This is a genomic window from Pseudomonas sp. B7 (genome assembly GCF_016735645.1).
Classification (GTDB): Bacteria; Pseudomonadota; Gammaproteobacteria; order Pseudomonadales; family Pseudomonadaceae; genus Aquipseudomonas; species Aquipseudomonas glycinae.
In genome coordinates, this window is the sequence record NZ_JAERRE010000006.1 from 177,864 (window position 1) to 199,973 (window position 22,110).

Sequence of the window (22,110 nt, forward strand, 5' to 3'; positions counted from 1 at the left end):
TCACGTCGGGCCGCAGTGAAGAACATGTGAAAAATTTGCGGGCGTTGAAAGTGTGCAATTAATCAAGTTTCTGATAACCAGACTCAAATACGCTTTTTTTACCGGGCTGGCTTAACAACTGTTGCTGTTTGAGGTGAAGCTGAATCCGTTCGGTCCATCTATTGAGTACACACCTGATGTTGACCGCCGAGTCTGATAACCGAGGTGGAGTCCTCCAGCCGAATGGATTTCAAGCAAAGCCTGACGAAACGGATCGTCATCGTATTCGCCTCGATGAGTGCGCTGGTGGCCGGCGTATTTGCGCTGGGAATCGTAGCCACCGTGCATGTGGTGGAACACAAGTTGACGGCCACGACCTTGATGGGCGGTCTGCATCGTTTGCTGGCAATGGATGACATCAGTCGCTGGAGCCATCGACCGGAAAAGAGCGAGCTGTTTTTCTTCGAAGGCGGACCGGGCGCCATGGCGCTCGTCCCGTCACTGGCGGCTCTTTCGCCGGGGTTTCAGGAGGTCATGTTCGAGGGCGATGGCTTTTTCGCCATGGTCGAGATGGTGGGCGGACGCAAGTACGTGCTGTTGCGTGACCAGGAAAGTCTCGAACAGCGTGAGCGTCTGTTGTTCATTGTGGTGGCGGTCGGGTTCATCCTGAGCATTCTGCTGGCGATTGTGCTGGGCCGATTGCTGGCACGACGGGTAATGGCTCCGGTCATCCGTCTGGCGCGCCAGGTGCGTCACCGCGACCAGTTACTGGTGCTGGCGCCGCCTCTGCATCCGGACTACGCGGCGGACGAAGTCGGAGAACTGGCACTCTCGTTCGATCAGACGCTGGGTCGCCTGCGCGAAACGCTGAGCCGGGAAAAACTGTTCACCAGCGACGTGAGTCATGAACTTCGCACTCCGTTGATGGTGCTCGGCGGCGCCTGCGAGTTGCTGCTCGCCAATCCGTCGCTCGATACCCGCTCGGCCGCGCAGGTCAACCGCATCGCACGGGCCAGTCATGAAATGCGTCAATTGGTGGATACCTTCCTGATGCTCGCCCGCGCCCAGGAAGATACCGGTGGCGACATTTGCGTTTCCCTTGGGGAAGTTGCACGCGTTCAGGCGGAGATCTGGGGGCGGCTGATCCGCGAAAAAGGGCTGGAATTTTTCTGCGACATCAATCCGGCCGGCACGGCTCGCTACAACCAGACCTTCCTGCAGTCAGTGATGGGTAACCTGCTGCGCAATGCCTGGCATTACACCGATCAGGGCTTTGTCAGGCTGACCGTCGGGGAATGCGGATTTGTGGTTGAAGACAGTGGCATCGGCATTCCCGAAGAACGCCGACAAGCGATGTTCCAGCCATTCGTGCGTGGTGACGAGCGTCGAGGCGAGGGGCTTGGGCTGGGATTGTCACTGGTGCAGCGGATTTGCAATCGCGAGCACTGGCAGGTCGACCTGACAACCCGTGAGCCCCACGGTTGTCGTTTTACCGTCCTTTTGAAGACGGACGCTCAGGACGCCGGTGGACAGCCCCGCGCAGTGCCCGCCGCCTGACCGATCAACGCGGCCAGGCGCTTAACGTTGTTCTGCTGGGCCACCACCAGATCGTCGATGGTCGGCCCGGACGGGGTTTGCAGCAGCGACCGGCAGGCGATCAGGGCATCGTCCCCGGCGTTGGCTTGGCGCAGGCGCCATTTGACGTCGATCAGCCCGTATTGCCCGGGTATCGAATCGAAGCGTTGCACATCAATGCGCACCGAGGTTTTGCGCGGACCGCCGGCATTGCTCAGTTGATCCACCAGCGCGCTGCGCAATTCATCACTGAGGCTCGCGCCCCACCATTCGGTCTCAAGGATCGCCAGGCCGCTGTTGCCCTGGCGGATCACGATTTGCGGCCGGTCGACCTGGGGCGGCACGCTGATGCCTTCGATGGTGATTTCCGAGCCGGCGCGGCCGGTCATCGGTTGCGTCGGTGTCAGGGTGTGAAAGCTGATCGGAGCGCTTTTACAGGCGCCCAGCAGCAGGCCGATCGCGAGCACGGTGAACTTCAGCTTTAAAGCCATGGGACAGCTCCTGTGCTCAGTTGCGCGGCGGCCCTTTGAGGTCCAGCGGCGCGGCGTTGTCGGGACGGCCGCGAATCAACGATTCCGGATGACGGCCCAGATAATCGGACAGCTCACGCAGCGAACGCGACATGCGCCCGAGTTCGTCGAGGGTCTGAGTCAATTGTTCGCGTTGCGGCGAATCTTCGGCCAGAGTCGAACTGGCCGACTGCAGGGTCTTGCTCACGTCGGCGAGGGTAGTCTGCACGCCGGGCAGGGTCTTGGCGTTGAACTGGGTCAGGCCTTTGCGCAATTCCACGAGGTTGCTGTCGAGGTTGCCGGCAATCCGCTCCACCGGCAGCTTGTTGAGCTTGTCGATCATCGCTTCAAGTTTTTCCTGCAATTGTTCGAGGCTGCCGGGGACGGTCGGAACGCTGATCGGGCGGGCGGTCGGGTCGAACGCGACTTTTTCGGCCTTGGGGAAGAAATCCAGCGCGATGTACAGCTGGCCGGTCAGCAGGTTGCCGCTGCGGGCCTGGGCGCGCAGACCGTTGTCGATAAAGGTGCCGATCAGGCGCACGGCAGCGGCTTCGTCGTCCGGATTGTGCTCGAGTGCCTTGAGCATCTTGATATGGGCCTGGCCGAGGCGTTGCGGGTAGATCACGATGCCGACGTTGAGCGGGAAACTGCGTTTTTTTGCGTCGAAGTCCAGGTTGACGCTCACCACCCGGCCGATCTCGATACCGAGGAATTCCACCGGTGCATCAACCTTCAGCCCGCGCAGGGCCTGATCGAAACGCAGGGTCAGGTATTGCGCTTTGCCGTTGGGCGGGGCGAGGGCGGTTTGCTGGTCGTCGAACAGGTCGTAGGTTCTTTCTTCGGCGGCCACGACATCGTTGGGGCTGTACTCCGGCGCTCGGAAGGCGATGCCGCCCACCAGCAAGGTCGACAACGATTCGGTTTTCACCGCAAAACCGTTGGCACCGACGTTGACATCAATCCCGCTGGCGTTCCAGAACCGGGTGTTTTCCGTGACGTAGGCGTCGTTCGGCGCATGGATGAACACCTCGATGTTCACTCCTTTGCCATCGGCGTCCAGCGCATAGGCCACGACTTGGCCGACCGGGATCTTGCGGTAATAGACCGGCGAGCCGATGTCCAGCGAGCCGAGATCCGAAGCGTGCAGGTTGAAGCGTTTGCCCGGTTCGCCGTAGGTGATCGGCGGCGGGTTCTCCAGGCCCTTGAAATGCTTCGAACGCGAGTTGGACTGACCGATGTCGGCGCCGATGTAGTCACCGGAAAGCAACGTATCGATGCCCGAGACACCGCCCGCACCGATGCGCGGGCGCACGACCCAGAACTGCGAGTCTTCACGGGTGAAGGTTTCGGCCTGCTTGGCCAGTTTGATCGTGGCCTTGACGCTTTTCTGGTCGTCGCTCAGTTCGACATCCGTGACCTGGCCGATCACCACGTTGCGGTATTTGACTTCGGTCTTGTTGGCGGTCAGGCCGCTGCCGGTCTTGAAGGTGACGGTGATGGTCGGGCCTTCCTGCATCAGGTTGTGCACCACCAGCGAGAGGCCCACCAGCACCGCGACGATCGGCACGATCCACACCAGCGAAATGCTGAAACGCCGAGTCTTGGCCGGCGCCTGGCCGGGCGCTCGCGGTTGATCGGCGGCTGACGACTCCATCCATGACCTCCAGGGTGTGTTGGGCACTGAGCGTCAGGAACGCAAAAGCACTTCATCAATATAGAAGTGCTTCGCGATAGAGCAAATGTGCAGGATGCTTTAACCGCGAAGCGTCATCCCAGCAGCTCCCGCAGGCGATACCAGAACATGCCCAGTGCCAGCAGTGGCGAACGCAGCGCCGGGCCGCCGGGGAATGTCATGTGCGGCACGTTGCTGAACACATCCATGCCCTGACTGTGGCCGGCATGAATCGCTTCGCCCAGCAGCCTGGCGCACCAGTGGGTGACGTTCAGGCCGTGGCCGGAATAGCCCTGGGCGTAGAACACGTTCGGGTGCTGCTTCAGGCGGCCGACCTGCGGGAAGCGGTTGGCGGTGATGCCGATCTTGCCGCCCCACTGATAGTCGATGCGCACATCTGCCAGTTGCGGGAACACCTTGAGCATCTTCGGTCGCATGTACGCGGCGATGTCCGCCGGATCCCGTCCCGAATAGTGGCAGGCGCCGCCGAACAGCAAGCGCCGGTCCGCCGAGAGCCGGTAGTAGTCGAGGCCGACTTTCTGGTCGCACAACGCCAGATTCTGCGGAATCAGTTCGGCGGCGCGTTCCGCGGACAGCGGTTCGGTGGCGATGATGTAACTGCCGGCGGGCAGCACCTTGCCGCTGAGTTGCTGTTCGAGTTCATCCAGGTGCGCGTTGCAGCCGAGCACCAGACTGCCGGCGCGCACCGTGCCGCTCTGGGTGCGGACTTGAACGGTCGAACCGTGGAGAATTTCCAGCACCGGGCTCTGCTCGAAAATCCGCACCCCGAGGGAGGCTGCCAGTCGGGCTTCGCCCTGGACCAGGTCGAGCGGGTGCAGATGCCCTGAGCCCTTGTCGATCAGGCCGCCCTTGTAGACGCCCGCGTTCACAACTTGCTGACGAATCAGCTCAGGGGCGACCAGCCGCGTTTCATGGCGGTAACCCAGCTGCGCCAGGCTGTCCTGCTCGGCCTTGAAGGCGTCGAACTGCGCCGGGGTGTTGGCTAGCTCGCAGAAGCCCCAGCGCAGGTCGCACTCGATGGCGTTGTCGGTGATGCGCTGGCGCACCAGCTCCACCGAATCGATCCCGGCCCGGTGCAGATAGCGCACGCCTTCGCTGCCGACATGCCGTGAGAAACCTTCGACGTCATGGCCGATCCCGCGAATCAGCTGCCCGCCATTGCGCCCGCTGGCGCCCCAGCCGATGCGCCGGGCTTCGAGCAGAATCACCGAAAGCCCGCGCTGCGCCAGTTCAATGGCCGTGTTGACGCCGGTGAACCCGCCGCCGATCACGCAGACATCGGCGATCAGGTCGCCCGCCAGTTCCGGATAGGGTGTGCTGGCCCGGGCCGACGCGGCGTAATAGGACTGGGCGTGTTCCTGGGTGTACTGATTCATTTGTTCGACTTCACTTTGCTCCAGGACCGGGTCATCAGACGCATGATCGACTGGGGCGGGGTAGAGGAGATGTAGAGCTTGTCGAGGACTTCCTGAGACGGATAGACCTCGGGATTGTTGACCAGCTCGGGATCCATATATTGCTTGGCCGCCGGGTTCGGGTTGGCGTAACCCACCGAGGCGCTGACCTTGGCGATCACTTGCGGATCGAGCAGGTAATTGATGAAGGCGTGGGCTTCCTTGGTGTTGCCGGCATCGGCGGGAATCGCCAGCAGGTCGAACCACAGGTTCGCGCCTTCCTTGGGAATCGAATAGGCGATGTTCACGCCGTTCTTGGCTTCCTTGGCGCGATTGGCGGCCTGGAACACGTCGCCGGAGTAACCGAAGGCCACGCAGATGTCACCGTTGGCCAGGTCGGACACGTATTTCGAGGAATGGAAATAGGTGATGTACGGCCGGATGCTAAGCAGTTTCTCTTCGGCCTTCTTGTAGTCTTCGGGTTTCTCGCTGCGCGGGTCCATGCCCATGTAGTTGAGGATGGCCGGGAACACTTCATCGGCCGAGTCCATCATCGACACACCGCACTGGGTGAGTTTCTTCAGGTTTTCCGGTTCGAACAGCACGGCCCAGGAATCGATGTGATCGATGCCCAGCACTTGCTTGACCTTGTCGACGTTGTAGCCGATGCCGTTGGTGCCCCACAGGTACGGCACCGAGTGCTCGTTGCCCGGATCGTTTTTCTCAAGCAGGGCCAGCAGTTTCGGGTCGAGGTTTTTCCAGTTCGGCAGTTGCGAGCGGTCCAGTTTGAGGAACGCACCGGCCTTTACCTGACGGGCGAGGAAGTGGTTGGACGGCACCACCACGTCGTAACCGGTGCGACCGGCGAGCAGTTTGCCTTCGAGGGTTTCGTTGGAGTCGAAGACGTCGTAGATCACCTTGATCCCGCTGGAGGACTGGAAGTCGGCGAGGGTGGTTTCGCCAATGTAATCGGTCCAGTTGTAGACGCTGACCTGGGGTTGGGCGAGGGCACCGGCACTGCACGCCAGGGCCAGCGCGGCGGGGATCATGGATTTCAACAGACGCATATCGACACCTCTTCGAGTTGGATTTTTTATGCTCGTAAAGTCGGTAGGGATCGCTCCCGGACAGTGTCCGGGAGCGATCAGGTCTCAGGCTTAAACGCTCAGCAACAGGAACTCCCGCTCCCAGGAACTGATCACGCGCTTGAAGTTTTCGTGCTCGGCGCGTTTCACCGCGACGTAGCCGCGTACGAACTTGCTGCCCAGGTATTGCGCGACGGTGTCGCACTCTTCCATCTGGGTCAGGGCTTCTTCGATGGTGATCGGCAGGCGCAGGTTGCGGCGCTCGTAAGCCCGGCCTTCGACGGCGGCGCTCGGTTCGACGCCTTCGACCATACCGATGTAGCCGCATAGCAGGCTCGCGGCGATGGCCAGGTACGGGTTGGCGTCGGCGCCGGGCAGACGGTTCTCAACCCGCATCGCCTCAGGCCCGGAGGTTGGCACCCGCAGGCCGACGGTGCGGTTTTCTTCGCCCCATTCGACGTTGACCGGTGCCGAGGTGTCCGGCAGGAAGCGGCGGAACGAGTTCACGTTCGGCGCGAACATCGGCAGCACCTTCGGAATGTACTTCTGCAGGCCGCCGATGTGATGGCGGAACAGGTCGCTCATGCTGCCGTCGGCATTGGCGAAAATTGGCTGGCCGCTGGCGATCTCGACCACGCTCTGATGCAGGTGCATGGCGCTGCCGGGCTCGTCGCCGATCGGCTTGGCCATGAAAGTCGCGGTCACGTTGTGCTTGAGGGCGGCTTCACGCAGGGTACGCTTGAACACGGTGATCTGGTCGGCCAGATCGAGCGCGTCGCCGTGGCGGAAGTTGATTTCCATCTGCGCCGGGCCGTCTTCGTGGATCAGCGTGTCCAGATCCAGGCCTTGCAGTTCGCACCAGTCGTAGACGTCTTCGAACAATGGATCGAATTCGTTGGCGGCGTCGATGGAGAACGACTGCCGACCGCTTTCGGCGCGACCGGAGCGGCCCAGGGGTGCCTTTAGCGGTAAGTCCGGGTCTTCGCAGCGCTGGGTCAGGTAGAACTCCATTTCCGGCGCCACGATCGGCTTCCAGCCTTTGTCGGTGTACAGCTGCAGGACTTTCTTCAGCACGTTGCGCGGCGACAGTTCGATCGGGTTGCCGAACTTGTCGAAGGTGTCGTGGATGACGATGGCAGTCGGCTCGATGGCCCACGGGATCACGTACACCGCGTCGCTCACCGGTTTGCAGACCATGTCGATGTCGGCCGGGTCGAGCAGGTCGTAGTAGATGTCGTCGTCGACAAAATCCCCGGTTACCGTTTGCAGCAGCACACTTTCCGGCAGGCGCATGCCTCGCTCATGCAGGAACTTGTTGGTCGGTGCGATCTTGCCGCGGGCGATGCCGGTCAGGTCGCTGACCACGCATTCCACTTCGGTAATCTTGTGATCTTTCAGCCACGTGAACAGCTGATCGAAAGGGGCATTCATAAAGACCTCGTCGTTGGTTTTGTTGACGCGGGGGAACGCGATTTCATCTTTCGCAGGCTTCCCCTGTGGCGCGTTGACGACTATCTTGGGCGGGCCTTGCCGTTCCATCTATCCACTTTCAGCAGCACCAAAGCGCACCAAAAGAGTGCGCAAGGTTCCCCATGACGACGTGCAATCCGCTTCAGGTTCAAGCGTTCAACACCGCCGATGTCACCGAACAGATCCGCGCCACGCCGGGTTGGGTTCAGCATTACCAGCAGATGTCGCCGGGGCATTTCGCCGGGCAGATCCGCTATCTGGATTTGCAGGGTGTGGAGGTTTACGAAGAACAGATGAACACTCGGGTCGAGCAGAATTTCAGTGCGCCGGAAGGGGCGCTGGCGTTCTGTTTCGATCGCAGCGACAACGCGCTCTATCTGCTCAATGAAGAGAGCCGCAACATCTGGATCACCCCAGAGAACTACCAGGAAATCGCCGTGGTGTTCGGCCCGGATTTCGTCCAGCGCAATGGCCTGGACGTGGCCAGGCTGGAAGGTCTGTTCATGGCGCCGCTCAATGGCGCGCAGAATGGATTGTTCAGCCGCTGGTTAAGCTCCACTCTCACGAAGTTGTCGCAAACCCTTGATCAGCCAAGCAAAGAAGCACTGACTCAACAGTTGCTGGAGGACTGCCTGTTCATCCTCGACAACGCGAGCGTGTGCCTGGACGGCGGTGGCTTGCAGCGGCGCGCCGAAGAGCGAATCACCCTCAAACGCGTGGGCGAGTGGGCAGCGGATTCGCCGGAAGAAACCGTCAATCTGCTTGAGTTATCGCGGGTCGCCGGGGTTTCCCTGCGCCAGTTGCAGCAGACCTTCAAGGCTTACACGGGGATGTCGCCGAGCCACTGGCTGCGGTTGCGCAGGCTCAACAGTGCGCGGCGGGAATTGCTCAAACGATCGCCGGCAGACACCACGGTGGCGGAAGTGGCGATGAACTGGTCATTCTGGCATTTGGGTCGTTTTTCAAGCAGTTATCGAACGTTGTTCAAGGAGTTGCCGAGCGAGACGTTGAAGCGTTCATCGTCCTTGTGACGGGCGCTCTGCGCCACAAACAAAAAAAGGCGGGAGAGGTTTCGGTATTCACCGAAGCCTCTCCCGCCTTTTTCATCTGCCGATATTGCCAAGCCTGTTGCGTTACCGACTAACCAACTCTGAGACGCTTGAAGGAGGACGAAAGGGATCTTTTCATCAGTCTGGCCATCGGGGTTTCTATTTCTTTATGGATGACATGGGACGCACCTATCATCAAAGCGATGGTGCCCCAGAGCAGGACGTGTGGATTCATGGCCGGATAAGCGACATTGAAGATCATGAAACCGATCATTTGATGCAGCAGGTAAAGCGGGTACGTCAGGGCGCCCAACGCTGTCCAGTCGATCCTCCCGATGGCTGACGTTTTATGCGTCGAGATAAAAAGAAACGTCATGAAAAACAGGGCAATGACACCGCAGATGATCAACGAATCGTATTCGGTCGAATATTTCAGTTCGATCGATTCGGCCCACTTGATCGCGTTGAAGCTGGCCAATGCCTGCGCAGCGGCCAACAGGGAAATACGGGACTTGGTAAAACCCTTGTCCCAAATGATGTAGAACGTCGCGCCGGCGATGAAATAGGCCGCGTAGTCGGTGATCAGTACCGAGCGCAGCTTTTCGAAAGCAAAGACTTCCGCTGCGGCCGAGATCAGCAGCCAGAGTACGAGGAAGGTTTCTATTTTCTCTATTTTCTTGAAAGCCAACAGAATGGCGATCATGAAGTAGAACTTTATCTCGACGAACAGCGACCAGTAGACCCCGTCTATGGGTGGCACACCGATCACGTCGCCCAGAAATGTCAGGTTGATCACGTATTGATAAAGGTCAGCCGAAAATCTCGGCTGCCCAATGGCCAGCGTGACGAGAAAAGTGATCGTGCAGCAAACCCAGAACGCCGGGCACAGGCGAATGACGCGGGAAATGAAGAACGCTTTGAGGTCGTTGCTCGAAGCGGTCATCAGGATCACGAATCCGCTGATCATGAAAAACAGCTCGACGCCCAGATAACCGTATTTGGCTACGTCAGCCAGCATGGGGTAGGGCATCACGGACATGTCCCCCCTCGCATACCCGCGAAATGCATAGTGAAAAATCACCACGGCGAACGCCGCAAGGAAGCGCAGCAAATCCAGCTCGTTCAGTCGCCGGTTGTTCATGTACAGGCGCTCCAGACTCGTCAGCGCGGATCGAAAACTGAGGACTGTGTCGTATGACATCCGACTCAAGGCCAAAGCGGCGTAGGGTGCTCAAGGACTGCGTAGCCACATGCGGATGTAATCGACTTCGAACGTGGAGGGCAGGTCAGCATCGTCGACCACACCGAACCATTTCCACATGGCCTCACTGTCAAAGACGATCTGCATGGGGTAGAAAAAGTGGTTGTTCTTCGACTCCCTGACCAGAACGCCATCGACGTACCAGCGCAGGGTGTCGGGTTGCCAGTCGAAGCCGTAGACATGAAAGTCGCCAGCCAGCCGCCAGGGGCTGGTCCAGGTGCTGCCGTCGGCGATATGTTCGGTGCTCTGTGGCGTGGCCCAGAGGTGGGCGTTCATGTTGTAGGCGCGGTCCGAGGCCGCCTCTTTGGTCTTGCCGCCGATTTCGAAGATATCGATTTCGGTGGCGTTGTCGGCCATGCCTGTCCACGCCAGCCAGAACGCGCTGGAAGCCGCAGAGTTCATGGGTTTGGCCCGTGTTTCGTAATAGCCGTAGAAGCCACGTTCGAGGGTACGAACCATCGCCGAGGTGTAATCCTTGAAACCTAGCTGCACGTATTTCGGCGGCACGGTTTCCTTGCGAAAGACAATCTTCAGATAGCCGTTGCTGACGCTGGCATTGCGCTCGGTGAACAACGCCGGCTTGCGTCCCAGCGATTCGTTGCCGATAGCATTGTTGACGTGCCAGCGCGTGCGGTCGAGGGTGGTGCCATCGAACTCGTCGGACAGTGTGGTGTTGAGCAACCACCGGCCGGCATTGGCCTGATCGGACAACGGCAGATCGGCATGGATGTGGGACGGCAGAGCGTCCAGGGGACCGACACGTGTCCAGGTATCGGCCTGAACCGGTATGGCCACGGACCACTTGTCTGCCAGGTACCGAAATACGCGCTGGCGCTCCGCGAGCGAGGCAAGCGGGCGGTCATACACCAGGACTTCGGCGATGTCGCCGCGAAAATTTTCGGCATTGCCGACGGCATTGCGCCCCACGCCATACGGTCCCAGTGGGACGTCCTGCAGCTCAAGGACAGAAACCGTCGGCTCATAAGCACCGGTTTGCGCAAGGCTCACGGCGAAATTCGGCAGCACGTTATCGTTGCTGGCGGCCTGCGGCCTTGAACTGAACAACCGTTGCCAGGGATCGACCCCGGCCTGTTCCGGCAGCCGACGGGACACGATCAGTACGGTCGCCGATCCTTTAGCCGTGCGCAGGGTCCGGCCGAGTAATCCCGAGTTGCCGTCGAAGCGCACCACCGAGTGCCCATTCAAGCCGCTCTCCATCCGCAGTGGCGGTGAGGTGGCGTCAGCGACCGTCGCGTCATTGGCCTTGGCAGATTTGTCGCTCCAGCGCTGGAGCCGGTTCTGCGCATCCAGGTTCATCGATGTCACGTCGGCCGCGTCCAGCCACAACACCAGGCCGGTGGTCGGCACCGCAGGAGGCGCCTGCGCTGCGTTGCTTGGCAGCGCAACCGAAAACAGCACGGCCAGCAGACATTCTCTGAACATCGGCATCACTTCACCGCAACGGGTGCCGGAATCTTGAATGAAGATTGATACCCCTGCGGATTGCACGACTGCCAGCGCCAGCTATCGGTGATCATTTGTTCCAGGCCGCGCTGCGCGCTCCAGCCCAGTTCGCGTCCTGCCTTGGCCGGATCGGCCCAGCACTTGGCGATGTCGCCGAGACGTCGAGGGGCGAAGCGGTACGGAATGCTGATGCCGGTGATGTCCTCGAAACTGTGGATGATCTGTAGCACGCTGTAGCCGACGCCCGTGCCGAGGTTCCAGAAATGAATGCCATTGTCGTGCTGTAGCACTTGCAGTGCCTTGAGATGACCGATGGCCAGGTCGACCACGTGGATGTAGTCGCGCACGCAGGTCCCGTCCACGGTGGGATAGTCGCTGCCGTACACCGTGAGTTCGGGTATCCGGCCTATGGCAACCTGGGTCAGGCAAGGCAACAGGTTGTTGGGTCGGCCGCTCGGGTCTTCGCCGATCATTCCGCTTTCGTGGGCGCCGATCGGGTTGAAGTAACGCAATAATCCAATGCTCCAGCGCGGATCGGAGTTGCACAGATCCGTCAGCAACTCTTCGATCATGAGCTTGGTGCGGCCATAGGGGTTGACCGGTTTGCCGGTGCCGAAATCCTCGGCAATCGGCGTATTTGCCGGTTCTCCGTACACCGTGGCCGATGAGCTGAACACCAGTTGGAAAACGTTGTTGCGGGCCATTGCCTGGCACAGGTCGAGCGTACCGGCAACATTGTTGGCGTAGTAGTCCAGCGGCTTGCGCACGCTTTCTTCGACGGATTTGAGACTGGCAAAGTGCACCACGGCCTCGATGTCGTACCGGCTGAAGATATCGTCGAGCAGGACCGGATCGCGAATATCGCCCTTGATGAAGTCGACGCGGGTCAGGGTCAGTTGCTCGAGGCGCCGGATGCACTCTCGACAGCTGTTGCACAGGTTGTCGAGCACCAGCACCTTGTGGCCGGCGTTAATGAGGGCCAGAGCCGTATGCGAGCCGATGTAGCCGGCTCCGCCAGTAATCAACGTGGTTTTGCGCATGGTGAGGCCTTCCTGTCTCAGGGCTGAACTCAGCGGGAGGTGAAAACCGATTTGAATTCCTGTGGCCAGTGCGGGTGCAGGGCGCTGTAACCCACGGCATAACTCAGTGCGCCGAGCACGACGCTGCCGATCAAATGCAGGTAACCCTGGAGACCCAGCTGCGGTAGCACCAGCAGCACGGTTGCAGCCATGACCAGGGAAGCGATCATGCTGCGGTAACTGGCTTCGAAAAAGCCGCGCCAGCTGTAGCCGATCGCCGTGTTCAGGCCGCGGATTTGCAACGGCGTGATGACCAGCATGCGCGCCAGCAGAGCGACGGCTGCGGCCATGCCGCCATACAGGTTGCCCAGGGCGTAGACCAGCGCCAGGGCCAGAGCGGTGGTCAGCACTTCGGCCTTGATCGTGAGGTGGCTGCGGTTGACCGCCACCAGTGCGGTGGTGGCGTACATGGCGCTGTTGCCGATGGCGGCGGTGCAGGCCAGCACTTGCAGCAGCGGGATGGCCTCTGCCCATTTGGCGCCGAAGATCAACAGGATCAGGTCGCTTGCCGTGAGTGCGAGTCCGACGAACAGGGGCGTTAACAGAAAACCGCTGACGGCGGTTGAATCGCCAACGATCCCGATCAATCGTTTGGACTCTGCGCTGCGCCGGGAAAACGCCGGCAGCGCGTAGCTCAGCAGGCCGTTGTAGATTGCAGTGCGTGGCAGTTCGATGATGCGCATCGCCATGTTGAACATGCCGACCGCGTTCGCGCCGGCGGTGATGCCCAGAACCACATTGACCCCGCGCTGCAGGGTTTGCGAGCTCAGCGCGTTGACGGCAACCGGTGCGCCTGACCTCAACAACTCGCGCAGGGTCGGGCCGTCGATGTGAAAGGGGATGCGCCGCGGGTCCGCGCGCATCAACACAATGATCGACACCAGTTCCATGATCAGCGCCTGGGCAATGACCGCCCACGCACCCAGCCCCCAAAGCGCAACGGCAATCCCGCCGACGCCGCCCGCCACTTTGCCCAGCAGCGTGCGCGACGCCAGCATCCTGAAGTTGCTGCTGCGGCGCATCTGCGCCACATAGACCCGCGCCATCATGGTGAACAGGATCTTTATCGAGGCTATCGCCGTCATCCATTGCAGCAGCGGGTCGGGGGTGTAGAGCATGACCGCGCCCGAAATGACGCCGATGCTCGCCAGGCTGACGAGCACCGCCGCCCAGTAGGCTGTGCTGATGTGCTTGTCTTCCAGCCGCTCAAGCCGTACCAGCGGGTCTTCGAGCACCGACGAGTACACCAGACCGATCAGTTCGACGATGGCAATGATCACCGTGCCCACACCCAGCTCGGCTGGCGACAGCAACCTGGCGTAGGCGACGAAGGTAATCATCGACAGCAGGATCAGGCCGAATTTCTCGGTGAAGATCCAGGTCAATGTCATCAGGCGGTGGTTGGCCATGGCGGGTACCGGATCAATGGGCGGTGGTTGACGCCGTAGCCTTGCGCAAGGTTCTGGCGCGGGCATATAGGTAGCGCAAGGTTGGTTTGCCGTTGGCGAAGATCAGCGTTTGCCATGAGCAATCCAGCATTCGCCGGTACACGCCGAGGACCTGGTCATGCTCGCCACGTCGGGAAAACGCCTCGAGAAAATCGGTGTGATTACCCAGCACGAAATCGATCCGCTGCTGCCGGGTCAACTGCGCGCCGTAGCGGGCGAGGTACACCTCGATGAAGCGGATTTTGTTCTGGTAGTACTTTTTCGGATTCGCGGTCATGTTGCCGCCATTGACCGTGCGCTCCAGCAGCACCTCCGGCACCGTGTGGATCTCCCAGTGCTCGGCGATCCGGGTCCACATGAAGCGGTCTTCGGAATAACGCAGGCTGGCGTCGAAGCCGCCCAGTTGCATGATCACGTCACGTTTGACCAGCGCGGTGGAGACGCCATTGACGACGTTGGCATGGATGAAATCGTAGAAGTGCCTGCCGTTCTTCAACCGGTCGTCCAGTTGGCGCCTGCCATCGCTGTAATTGACCTGCGCATAGCAGTCGATCAGCCCCACCGGCCGGCCCTGTCGCGTGAGCTCGTCATACAGTGCCAGCTGTAACTCCAGCTTTCGCGGGTGCCATTGGTCATCGGCATCGAGCATCGCCACGAACGTCTCTTTAGAGTGCCGCATCCCATGGTTACGGGCACTGGCCTGGCCTTCGTTGGCTTGCTGTAACAGCGTCAAGCGAAACGGCGCGACAAAGTCTCTGACCCGCTGTGGTCCGTCATCGGTGGATCCGTCGTCGATGACGATGACGTGATCGGGCAGTCGGGTTTGCCGGGCCAGGGACGTCAGTGTCTGCTCGATGCTGTCGGCGCCGTTGTACATCGGAATGATGACGCACACTGAATCTGCTGAACGGGGAGCTTGGTTTGGCACGGTGATTCTCCTTGGGTTACGCGCGGGCGGAATCGCGCGGTAGTGCGCTGCCCGACGAACGCTGACGCAGCGCTGCCGGTGAGGATTCGGGGGAGGTCGCGTGGTGGTGCCGGAAGGTCAGGGCCAGCGTGCAGAACACCAGAAACTCGGCGGAGCGGTAGTTGGGAATCACGTACGCCACATAATTGGTGACGGCGAACAGGCCGATGATGACCAGCGCACTGGCGCGAAACCGGGCTGTCTGATTCGCTGTCACGGCGCGGTATTGCTTGAACAGTGCCTCACCCAACATCAATGCCAGCGCCGTCAACTGGATGAGGCCGCCGTTGAGCAAGGTCTCCATGTAGCCACTGTGGGCGTTGCCGATGTAACCCCAGCGGGTGATGAACGCATCGGCATCGGGACTTGCCCAGAAGGCGCCGAAGCCGTAGCCCTTGAGTAACTGGCTGTCGATGAAAGGCGCGAGCAGTTCCCAGATCAGGGTCCGATCGGTCAGTGACGGATCGCGCCCGGCCATTTCCAGCAGCACCGCAAAGTTGCTGTACAGAAACAGGCAAACCAGCAGGTAAAGGAGGGTGCACCCGAGGAACATCAGCTGCGAGCGATTGATCCCCAAACGGATCATTGTGAGGAAGTACCAGTAGCTGATCGTGCCGGAAATGATCAGCGCCACGCCGGTGGCTGACTGGGCAAGCAGGATCGCGACCAGCGAAAAGAACGAACAGAAGAGCGCCCAGCGATTGCGCTGCCGGATCATCGGCAGCAACAGCATGATGGCGATCGCATTGAGTCGGGCGCCGGCATTCTTTTCGGCGAAAACACCTTTGAACGCGCCGTCGCGAATGCCCCCGGAGAGAAACGCCACTTCAGGCATGACCACCGCGAGCAACAACCCGATCAGCGCCGCGATGCCGATGGCGCAGCCGAGCATGAAGGCGATTCTTTCAAGGGAGTAGTTATAGGCAATGAAGCCTGCAAAAAACACCACCCCGAGCAGGGCGATGAACCGCTTGAGGCTGAGCATCGGGTCGTGGGACCAACCGATTGACGCGATGACACAGAGCAGGAACACCAGCAGGAAGAAGTTGCTGCGATAAAAGGTCTTGCTGAGGAATACCTTGTTGCGGATGAAAAAGAACAACGGTACCAGCAGCGTGATGAGGCCGCAGACCTGATTGGCGACATTGCCTTCGAGGTCTTTGTTGATATCGCCGAAGCTCGCGGCACTGCCCAGACCGAGGACAAAGGTAATCACCTGGATGTAGAACAGGATGCCGAACAGGGTGAAGGCGTCGCGCATTGTCGAATAGCGGATCGTCAGGGGGCTCATGGTGACGGGTCTCCAACCAGTGCTTTGAGGTAGGTCTGCACTGCACTGGCACTCATGAATCGCGCGGCCGCATCGAGGCGTGATTGACGCTGCAGATCGCGCGGTATGGACAATTGCTCGACGATGGCCTGTGCCAGGGCGATCGGATCATCGACAGCAACCAGCGGCGCCACCAGACCGCCGACGAGGATGTCTTGCGGACCATGGGGGCAGCGGGTCGCCACCACCGGCGTGCCGGTGGATAACGCCTCGACCAGCGCGTTGGGGCTGCCCTCGAAACGCGACGACAACACGAAGCAATCGGCTGCGGCTACTTCTACCAGGGGATCGTTGGTATAGCCCGGCAGATCGAAGCGCTCCGCGACCCCCAGCTGTTTCGCCTGCTGAAGCAGTTCGGCCCGGAGGGCGCCTTCGCCAAAAATGATCAGGCGGGCATCGCGATCCGGCAGTGCGGCGAATGCTGTGATCAGCGTGTCGAAACCTTTTTGCGGCGCCAGGCGCCCCACGGCGACAATCACTGTGCCGGACTTATCCAGCAGCCAGCGGTGGCGGGGCAGTCCCGGCGTCTTCTCGCGAAAGTCGTTGTCGAGCACCGGGTTGTCGGCAATGGTCACGTCCCGGCGTCGGGCGAGGGTGGTATCGACCAGATCCTGGGCGACGCCGCGCGAAACACAGATCACCGGATTGGGAATCAGCCGATACAGCAGCGGTGCCACCCGATATGCCATGCGCACCATGAAATCGGGGTTCACGTGCCGGTCATGGGAAAAGGCATTGCGCTCGCTGACGTGCAGTCGGGCCAGCGTACCGGACAGTGCCGCCGCGACGATCGCCACCACGTTGACGTGGGTGAGGGCCGCCAGTTGGGCATCAAAGCGATTGGCACGCAAAAAACGCGTGAGTGCCGGCACCGCACGGACGCTGCGCGGGCTGTGCAATTCAACCTTTTTCACGCGCGGGTCTAGATGGGCTGCGTGAGTGCCGCCACCGGTGAGCATCAGCAACGTCACGTCATTGCCCGCATCCACCAGCGCCTTGGCCAGGCGCGCCATCATTTTTTCAGCACCGCCGGCGCTGAGGTCATGGAGGATGATCAGTAATTTTTTCATTGATTCCAGACCTGGTAGTACGCCTGCGCCGCGTGCTGGCTGGTGTATGGGCGCAGGGTGTCAGTGAGCGCCTTTTCGCCGGGAGCGACGGCATGACCTGAGGTCAGGTTGCACAGCATTCCCTCGGCCAGTGCCTGTACGTCGTTGACGATCACCAGTTGACCGAGTCGGCCGTGGTCCAGCAGTTCTCTGGGCCCGGTCTCGCAATCGCAGGCCAGCACCGGCGTGCCCAGCGCCAAGGCCTCGATCAGCACGGTCGGCATGCCTTCTTGCAGCGAACTCAGAATGAACAGCCGGGCGTGCCTGAGCACGGGATAGGGATTGCTCATAAAACCGCTGAAATGCACCCGTTGCGCGATACCCAATTGCCTGGCCTGGGTGACCAAGGCTTCGCGCAACGGGCCATCGCCGACGATCACCAGATCCGGCAGCGCTGCGCTGCGCAGCGCCAAGGCGTAGGCATCGAGCAGCAGATGAAACCCTTTGGGTTCGACCAGACGCCCCAGGCTCAGCCAGTAGTTGCGGGGCAATCCGGCCGGCCTGGGCGCCTGGGCGGCTTGAAACAGTTGATCGGTGACGACCGCGTTGGGGCAATAACGGATGCGCTGCCGCCCCCAGGGCACGGCATCGGCGAGGGTCTGGCGCAAAGCCGACGAAACCGTCACCACCTTGCCACTGCCACACAGGTACAAGGCGTAGAGCAGACGCAGGCTTGAGGGGCCGGTTTTCTGTTCGCTGCAGTCGAGGGTCGCATGGCGGCTGTAGATGACTTTGCAGGCACTGCCCAGGGTGGCGAACCACGTGCAGAGGTTGGCCTGCTCCTTGGCGGAAATGAGATGGGTGACACCTTCGTGCCGTATGAGCCGGCGCAGCAAAACGATGGACTTGAACAGGCCGAGGAGGCCGTTGCCGCCACCGCTGTAGCATTGAATGCCCCGGGTGTCGGGCATGTCTGCGTTCATGACGAAAAAACTCACGCGCCGACTGTCCTTGAGAAACTGCTCGGACAGCCGCTGCTGAACGCGCTCGACGCCACCGCCCGGCTTGAAATCCTTGAGAGTAAACAGGATGTGCATGGTCATTCCCCAACGCTGATGGCGACTTTGTGTCGAACGATCATGTTCAGCAGGTGCAGGAAGTTGCTCGGGTAATCGATGAGGTAGCGTTTGATCGTGTGGGGCTCGCGGTACATGCGATAGAACGCGCGCAGGTGCAGACGATTGATCAGCGCCGGGTAGTACTGCCGCGTCGCCAGGGCTTCTTGCCGGATGAAACCGCCACAGGTGAAGGCGACTCCGCGAAAGCCTGCGCGCAGGGCATCCTGCTCGAACTGCTCTTGCCGTCCGGCGCCCAGGCCGACGATCAGAATGTCCGCTGCGCTGCGACAGATGTCGTACCGAATGTCTTCGGCCTGGGCAGCGTCGAAATAGCCGTTGTGATAGCCGGCGATGCTCAGTTGCGGATAAAGGGCCTTGATCTTGCTGATGAACAGATCCAGCTCGGCTTGCCGAGCGCCGACGAAATAGACGCGTTTGCCCTGTTGCTCGGCGCTGCGCAGCACGACGTCGGCTATCGAGGTAAAGTCGAAGCTGACCCGACCAATCGGTCTGCCGGTAATGCGAGACATGAAGGTTGACATCAGCATGCCGTCGCAAAAATAGGCAACGCTGCTCGGATTTTGCTCGAAAAAACTGCCGATCGAGGCAAAGTTGATGAAGGAATAGGCCTGGTTGGCCTCCAGTAATTTCGCCGAGTACTGCCCGACTATTTCCAGTTTGAACATGGCGCCGCTCCTTTCAGAGGACTGAAGGGGTCTGCCGACCCACGGAGACGTAGGTGAAACCGCGTTTGCTCAAACGCTGCGGATCGAACAGATTGCGCCCGTCGAAAATCAACGGCTGTTTGAGCAACCGGCTGAGCTGGTCGAAGTCCGGTGCCCGAAAGGATTGCCACTCGGTGACGATGATCAGGGCGTCGGCATTTTTCAGCGCCGCTTCCTTGGTGCCTGTCAGGGTCAGGTCGTCGCGCGAGCCGTATAGGCGCTGGGCCTCTTCCATGGCTTTGGGATCAAACGCCTGCACGCTGGCGCCCGCTTGCCACAAAGCCTCCATCAGTACCCGGCTGGGGGCCTCGCGCATGTCGTCGGTGTTGGGTTTGAAACTCAGCCCCCACAGGGCAAACGTCTTGCCGCGAAGGTGGCCGTCGAAGTGATCGAATACCTTGCGATAGAGGCTGGCTTTCTGTTCCTGGTTGCGCGCCTCCACGGCCTTGAGCACCCGGGCGTCAATGTCGACACCGTCGGCCGCCTGTACCAGCGCTTTCACGTCTTTGGGAAAGCACGAGCCGCCGTAGCCCAGACCTGGGTAGATAAACTGGTAACCGATGCGCGGGTCGGCGCCGATGCCGTGGCGCACTTTTTCAATGTCGGCGCCGAGCCTTTCGGCGAGGCAGGCCATTTCGTTCATGAAGCTGATTTTGGTCGCCAGCATGCAGTTGGCGGCGTACTTGGTCAGCTCGGCGCTGCGAACATCCATGACGATGATTTTTTCGCGGCTGCGATTGAACGGTTCATACAGTTCGCGCATGACCTCTTCGGCACGCGGGCTGTCGGTGCCGATGATGATCCGGTCCGGGCGCATGCAGTCCTCGACCGCGCAGCCTTCCTTGAGAAATTCCGGGTTTGAAACCACATCGAACGTCAGATCGCCGCGACCGTTGTCGGCCAATACTTGCTCGATACAGGCTCGCACCCGATCGCCCGTACCGACGGGCACGGTGGATTTGTCGACGATGATCTGGTGCCGATCCATGTTCAGCGCGATGGTCTGCGCCACGCTCAGCACGTATTGGAGATCCGCCGAACCGTCTTCGTCGGGCGGTGTGCCGACGGCGATCAACAGCACATCGCCATGGTGAACGGCGTCCACCAGGTCTGTGCCGAACCGCAACCGGCCGCTTTGGTAGTTGTCGCGCACCAGGCTTTTCAGGCCCGGTTCGTAGAGCGGCAGCGTGCCCTCTTTCAATGCCTCGACCCTGCCGGCGTCGACGTCGACGCAGAGCACGTTGTGCCCAACCTCGGCCAATGCAGCACCCTGGACAAGGCCTACGTAACCAATACCGAATACGCTCACATTCATGGTCGAACCTCAGATCGTGGTGACGGTTATCAACGGTCGGGCAGGGGACGGCAGAGTTGGGGCGGGCTTAGTAGATGTTTTTCGAGAACAGGGTGAAGGGGGTCTTGATGAGGATTTTGATGTCGAGCCACAGCGACCACTGGTTGATGTAGTTGAGGTCCTGGGCGACGCGCAGCTGCATCTTTTCCACGGTCTCGGTTTCGCCACGATGGCCGGTGATCTGGGCCAGCCCGGTGATACCCGGCTTGAGGCGATGCCGGGCCATGTAGGCGCGCACCTTGCCGGTGTAATAAAGGTTGTGGGTGACGGCATGCGGACGCGGGCCGACCAGGGCCATGCGGCCGGACAGCACGTTGAACAGTTGTGGCAATTCGTCGATGGAACTGCGGCGCAGAAAACCGCCGATCGGCGTCAGGCGATCATCGTTGCGGGTGGCCTGCCGAACCTGCTGGTCGTCGTGGACGTGCATCGAGCGAAACTTCCAGACCTTGATCACTTCGCCGTTGCAACCGTGACGGTTCTGCTTGAACAGCACCGGGCCGGCGGAGGTCAGCTTGACGGCGATGGCCACCACCAGCAGCACCGGGCTGAGCAGAATAATCGCCAGGGCGGCGAGGCTGCGTTCAAACAGATCCTTGCAAAACAGGCTGGCAGGGTGCGAGCTGATCAGGCTCTCGTTGAGGTAGATGGCCGGCATTCGCTCGATTTCCGAGATCGAATGGTTGAGCAACACCATGCTGCCGAAATCCGGTATCCACACCACGTCGACGTTCATGTCCAGCAGGTCGATGTACAGCGCTTCGATGGTGGCGGCATGGGCCATTGGCAGCACGATATAGACGCGGCGCACTTCCTGGCCCGTGATGATCTCGCGGATGGCGGAAACGTGGCCGAGCAACGGCAGAATGCTGGGTGCAGGGCCGCAGCTGTCCTCGGCGGCAATGAAGCCCAGCACCAGCGCGCGGTTCGGTCGGGACAGTTTTTTCGCCAGTTCATGGGCCGTCGGGCAGGTACCGATGATCACCGAACGACGTCCGTTGCAGACCTTGCGCGAGTACAGGCGGGCCAGGTAATGCAGGGGCAGAAAGCTCAAGGCCTGCACCACGAAACCCAGCACCGCCCAGACCATGATCACCTGGCGTGAATAAATGGCGCTGGTCTGGGTGAAGAACGCAATCGCCGCCAGTACGGCCAGCAGGGTCAACCACCCGGCCAGCAACCTGCCAAGCCCGACCAGCAAGCCATGGCGTTTGTGGTAGACCTGCATCACGCTGTAGATCGGTATCGAGCCGAGCACCGTCAGAATGATCAGGATGCGGTATTCGCTGGTCAGACTGCCGACGCGCCAGTGCACGAGCAATATCAACAGCGCGGTGACCAGCGACAGCGCGCACAGCCACTGGCCCCAGAACGTCAGGCCTCGGCGGTGTGTCATGTGAGCGGTATAGAGCGAAGTCATAGGCTTAACCTCAAGACAGCATTCATGCATCAGCGCGAATCGAGCGGGCACGGCGTGCCTCCCGATGGCTTTTCCGTAGCTCGGCGGAGGTGAAGCGAGTGGTGCGTTGGCAGAAGAGGGCGTAGCGGCGGGCGTATCCGC

At 60.6% G+C, this 22,110-nt stretch carries 18 protein-coding genes; 2 read left to right on the forward strand and 16 right to left on the reverse strand.

Features of this window, described 5'->3' with window-relative positions:
* The first annotated feature begins 222 nt into the window (after positions 1–222).
* Positions 223–1,536 carry a sensor histidine kinase gene (locus JKA62_RS15570; RefSeq protein ID WP_011334245.1) on the forward strand — a complete coding sequence of 438 codons (1,314 nt, stop codon included), beginning with the start codon at positions 223–225 and terminating at the stop codon, positions 1,534–1,536.
* On the opposite strand, the gene JKA62_RS15575 is transcribed toward JKA62_RS15570, so the two are convergent.
* The 5 genes from JKA62_RS15575 to JKA62_RS15595 all read right to left on the reverse strand — a co-directional run bounded on the left by JKA62_RS15575 (position 1,494) and on the right by JKA62_RS15595 (position 7,666).
* The gene (locus tag JKA62_RS15575) at positions 1,494–2,045 is read right to left on the reverse strand and encodes a PqiC family protein (RefSeq protein ID WP_201818522.1); all 552 of its coding nucleotides are present in this window, start codon (positions 2,043–2,045) and stop codon (positions 1,494–1,496) included. The two genes, JKA62_RS15570 and JKA62_RS15575, sit on opposite strands and share 43 nt — an antisense overlap.
* Positions 2,046–2,061: 16 nt before the next feature.
* The gene (locus JKA62_RS15580; protein ID WP_201818524.1) at positions 2,062–3,717 is read right to left on the reverse strand and encodes a PqiB family protein; all 1,656 of its coding nucleotides are present in this window, start codon (positions 3,715–3,717) and stop codon (positions 2,062–2,064) included.
* Between the two features lie 113 nt (positions 3,718–3,830).
* Positions 3,831–5,132 (reverse strand): NAD(P)/FAD-dependent oxidoreductase, encoded by a 1,302-nt coding sequence (locus tag JKA62_RS15585; protein ID WP_011334242.1) that lies wholly within the window; start codon positions 5,130–5,132, stop codon positions 3,831–3,833.
* Entirely contained in the window at positions 5,129–6,217 is a 1,089-nt protein-coding gene (locus JKA62_RS15590) for a polyamine ABC transporter substrate-binding protein (protein WP_007951305.1), read from the reverse strand. Before JKA62_RS15590 ends, JKA62_RS15585 begins: the two co-directional genes overlap by 4 nt.
* A 90-nt stretch (positions 6,218–6,307) precedes the next feature.
* Complete coding sequence (locus JKA62_RS15595; RefSeq protein WP_041475556.1) at positions 6,308–7,666, reverse strand: glutamine synthetase family protein; 1,359 nt, start codon at positions 7,664–7,666, stop codon at positions 6,308–6,310.
* Positions 7,667–7,827: 161 nt separating this feature from the next.
* On the opposite strand from JKA62_RS15595, the gene JKA62_RS15600 reads away from it, so the two are divergent.
* Positions 7,828–8,736, forward strand: a complete 909-nt coding sequence (locus tag JKA62_RS15600; RefSeq protein WP_201818526.1) for a helix-turn-helix domain-containing protein — start codon at positions 7,828–7,830, stop codon at positions 8,734–8,736.
* Between the two features lie 109 nt (positions 8,737–8,845).
* Here JKA62_RS15600 and JKA62_RS15605 read toward each other — a convergent pair whose 3' ends face one another.
* The 11 genes from JKA62_RS15605 to JKA62_RS15655 all read right to left on the reverse strand — a co-directional run bounded on the left by JKA62_RS15605 (position 8,846) and on the right by JKA62_RS15655 (position 21,969).
* Positions 8,846–9,895, reverse strand: coding sequence for an acyltransferase family protein (locus tag JKA62_RS15605; RefSeq protein ID WP_201818528.1), 1,050 nt, complete (start codon positions 9,893–9,895; stop codon positions 8,846–8,848).
* 90 nt (positions 9,896–9,985) lie between these two features.
* Entirely contained in the window at positions 9,986–11,458 is a 1,473-nt protein-coding gene (locus JKA62_RS15610) for a family 16 glycosylhydrolase (RefSeq protein WP_236676555.1), read from the reverse strand.
* Positions 11,459–11,463: 5 nt separating this feature from the next.
* Positions 11,464–12,519 carry a UDP-glucose 4-epimerase GalE gene (gene galE / locus JKA62_RS15615; RefSeq protein WP_011334236.1) on the reverse strand — a complete coding sequence of 352 codons (1,056 nt, stop codon included), beginning with the start codon at positions 12,517–12,519 and terminating at the stop codon, positions 11,464–11,466.
* Positions 12,520–12,548: 29 nt separating this feature from the next.
* On the reverse strand, positions 12,549–13,967 hold the full coding sequence (locus JKA62_RS15620) for an oligosaccharide flippase family protein (RefSeq protein ID WP_201818530.1): 1,419 nt from the start codon (positions 13,965–13,967) through the stop codon (positions 12,549–12,551).
* A gap of 13 nt (positions 13,968–13,980) precedes the next feature.
* Entirely contained in the window at positions 13,981–14,934 is a 954-nt protein-coding gene (locus JKA62_RS15625) for a glycosyltransferase family 2 protein (RefSeq protein ID WP_011334234.1), read from the reverse strand.
* Positions 14,935–14,950: 16 nt separating this feature from the next.
* Entirely contained in the window at positions 14,951–16,264 is a 1,314-nt protein-coding gene (locus tag JKA62_RS15630; protein ID WP_201818531.1) for an O-antigen ligase family protein, read from the reverse strand.
* A complete protein-coding gene (locus JKA62_RS15635) occupies positions 16,261–17,373 on the reverse strand; it encodes a glycosyltransferase (RefSeq protein ID WP_201818532.1) in 1,113 nt (370 codons plus the stop codon). Before JKA62_RS15635 ends, JKA62_RS15630 begins: the two co-directional genes overlap by 4 nt.
* On the reverse strand, positions 17,370–18,449 hold the full coding sequence (locus tag JKA62_RS15640) for a glycosyltransferase (protein ID WP_201818533.1): 1,080 nt from the start codon (positions 18,447–18,449) through the stop codon (positions 17,370–17,372). Before JKA62_RS15640 ends, JKA62_RS15635 begins: the two co-directional genes overlap by 4 nt.
* 2 nt (positions 18,450–18,451) lie before the next feature.
* Positions 18,452–19,156: a WecB/TagA/CpsF family glycosyltransferase gene (locus tag JKA62_RS15645; protein WP_011334230.1), complete on the reverse strand. Its 705-nt coding sequence runs from the start codon at positions 19,154–19,156 to the stop codon at positions 18,452–18,454.
* Positions 19,157–19,169: 13 nt separating this feature from the next.
* Positions 19,170–20,510, reverse strand: a complete 1,341-nt coding sequence (locus JKA62_RS15650; protein WP_201818534.1) for a UDP-glucose dehydrogenase family protein — start codon at positions 20,508–20,510, stop codon at positions 19,170–19,172.
* Positions 20,511–20,577: 67 nt separating this feature from the next.
* Positions 20,578–21,969 carry an undecaprenyl-phosphate glucose phosphotransferase gene (locus JKA62_RS15655; protein WP_236676556.1) on the reverse strand — a complete coding sequence of 464 codons (1,392 nt, stop codon included), beginning with the start codon at positions 21,967–21,969 and terminating at the stop codon, positions 20,578–20,580.
* Between the last annotated feature and the right edge of the window lie 141 nt (positions 21,970–22,110).

Excerpts from the sequence above, each read along its gene's own strand:
- JKA62_RS15580 (WP_201818524.1), bottom strand. The coding sequence starts at position 3,717 with ATGGAGTCGTCAGCCGCCGATCAACCGCGAGCGCCCGGCCAGGCGCCG.
- JKA62_RS15645 (WP_011334230.1), bottom strand. The coding sequence starts at position 19,156 with ATGTTCAAACTGGAAATAGTCGGGCAGTACTCGGCGAAATTACTGGAG.
- galE (WP_011334236.1), bottom strand. The coding sequence starts at position 12,519 with ATGCGCAAAACCACGTTGATTACTGGCGGAGCCGGCTACATCGGCTCG.
- JKA62_RS15590 (WP_007951305.1), bottom strand. The coding sequence starts at position 6,217 with ATGCGTCTGTTGAAATCCATGATCCCCGCCGCGCTGGCCCTGGCGTGC.
- JKA62_RS15620 (WP_201818530.1), bottom strand. The coding sequence starts at position 13,967 with ATGGCCAACCACCGCCTGATGACATTGACCTGGATCTTCACCGAGAAA.
- JKA62_RS15655 (WP_236676556.1), bottom strand. The coding sequence starts at position 21,969 with ATGACTTCGCTCTATACCGCTCACATGACACACCGCCGAGGCCTGACG.
- JKA62_RS15570 (WP_011334245.1), top strand. The coding sequence starts at position 223 with ATGGATTTCAAGCAAAGCCTGACGAAACGGATCGTCATCGTATTCGCC.
- JKA62_RS15585 (WP_011334242.1), bottom strand. The coding sequence starts at position 5,132 with ATGAATCAGTACACCCAGGAACACGCCCAGTCCTATTACGCCGCGTCG.
- JKA62_RS15650 (WP_201818534.1), bottom strand. The coding sequence starts at position 20,510 with ATGAATGTGAGCGTATTCGGTATTGGTTACGTAGGCCTTGTCCAGGGT.
- JKA62_RS15575 (WP_201818522.1), bottom strand. The coding sequence starts at position 2,045 with ATGGCTTTAAAGCTGAAGTTCACCGTGCTCGCGATCGGCCTGCTGCTG.
- JKA62_RS15595 (WP_041475556.1), bottom strand. The coding sequence starts at position 7,666 with ATGAATGCCCCTTTCGATCAGCTGTTCACGTGGCTGAAAGATCACAAG.
- JKA62_RS15610 (WP_236676555.1), bottom strand. The coding sequence starts at position 11,458 with ATGTTCAGAGAATGTCTGCTGGCCGTGCTGTTTTCGGTTGCGCTGCCA.
- JKA62_RS15605 (WP_201818528.1), bottom strand. The coding sequence starts at position 9,895 with ATGAACAACCGGCGACTGAACGAGCTGGATTTGCTGCGCTTCCTTGCG.
- JKA62_RS15640 (WP_201818533.1), bottom strand. The coding sequence starts at position 18,449 with ATGCACATCCTGTTTACTCTCAAGGATTTCAAGCCGGGCGGTGGCGTC.
- JKA62_RS15630 (WP_201818531.1), bottom strand. The coding sequence starts at position 16,264 with ATGAGCCCCCTGACGATCCGCTATTCGACAATGCGCGACGCCTTCACC.
- JKA62_RS15600 (WP_201818526.1), top strand. The coding sequence starts at position 7,828 with ATGACGACGTGCAATCCGCTTCAGGTTCAAGCGTTCAACACCGCCGAT.
- JKA62_RS15635 (WP_201818532.1), bottom strand. The coding sequence starts at position 17,373 with ATGAAAAAATTACTGATCATCCTCCATGACCTCAGCGCCGGCGGTGCT.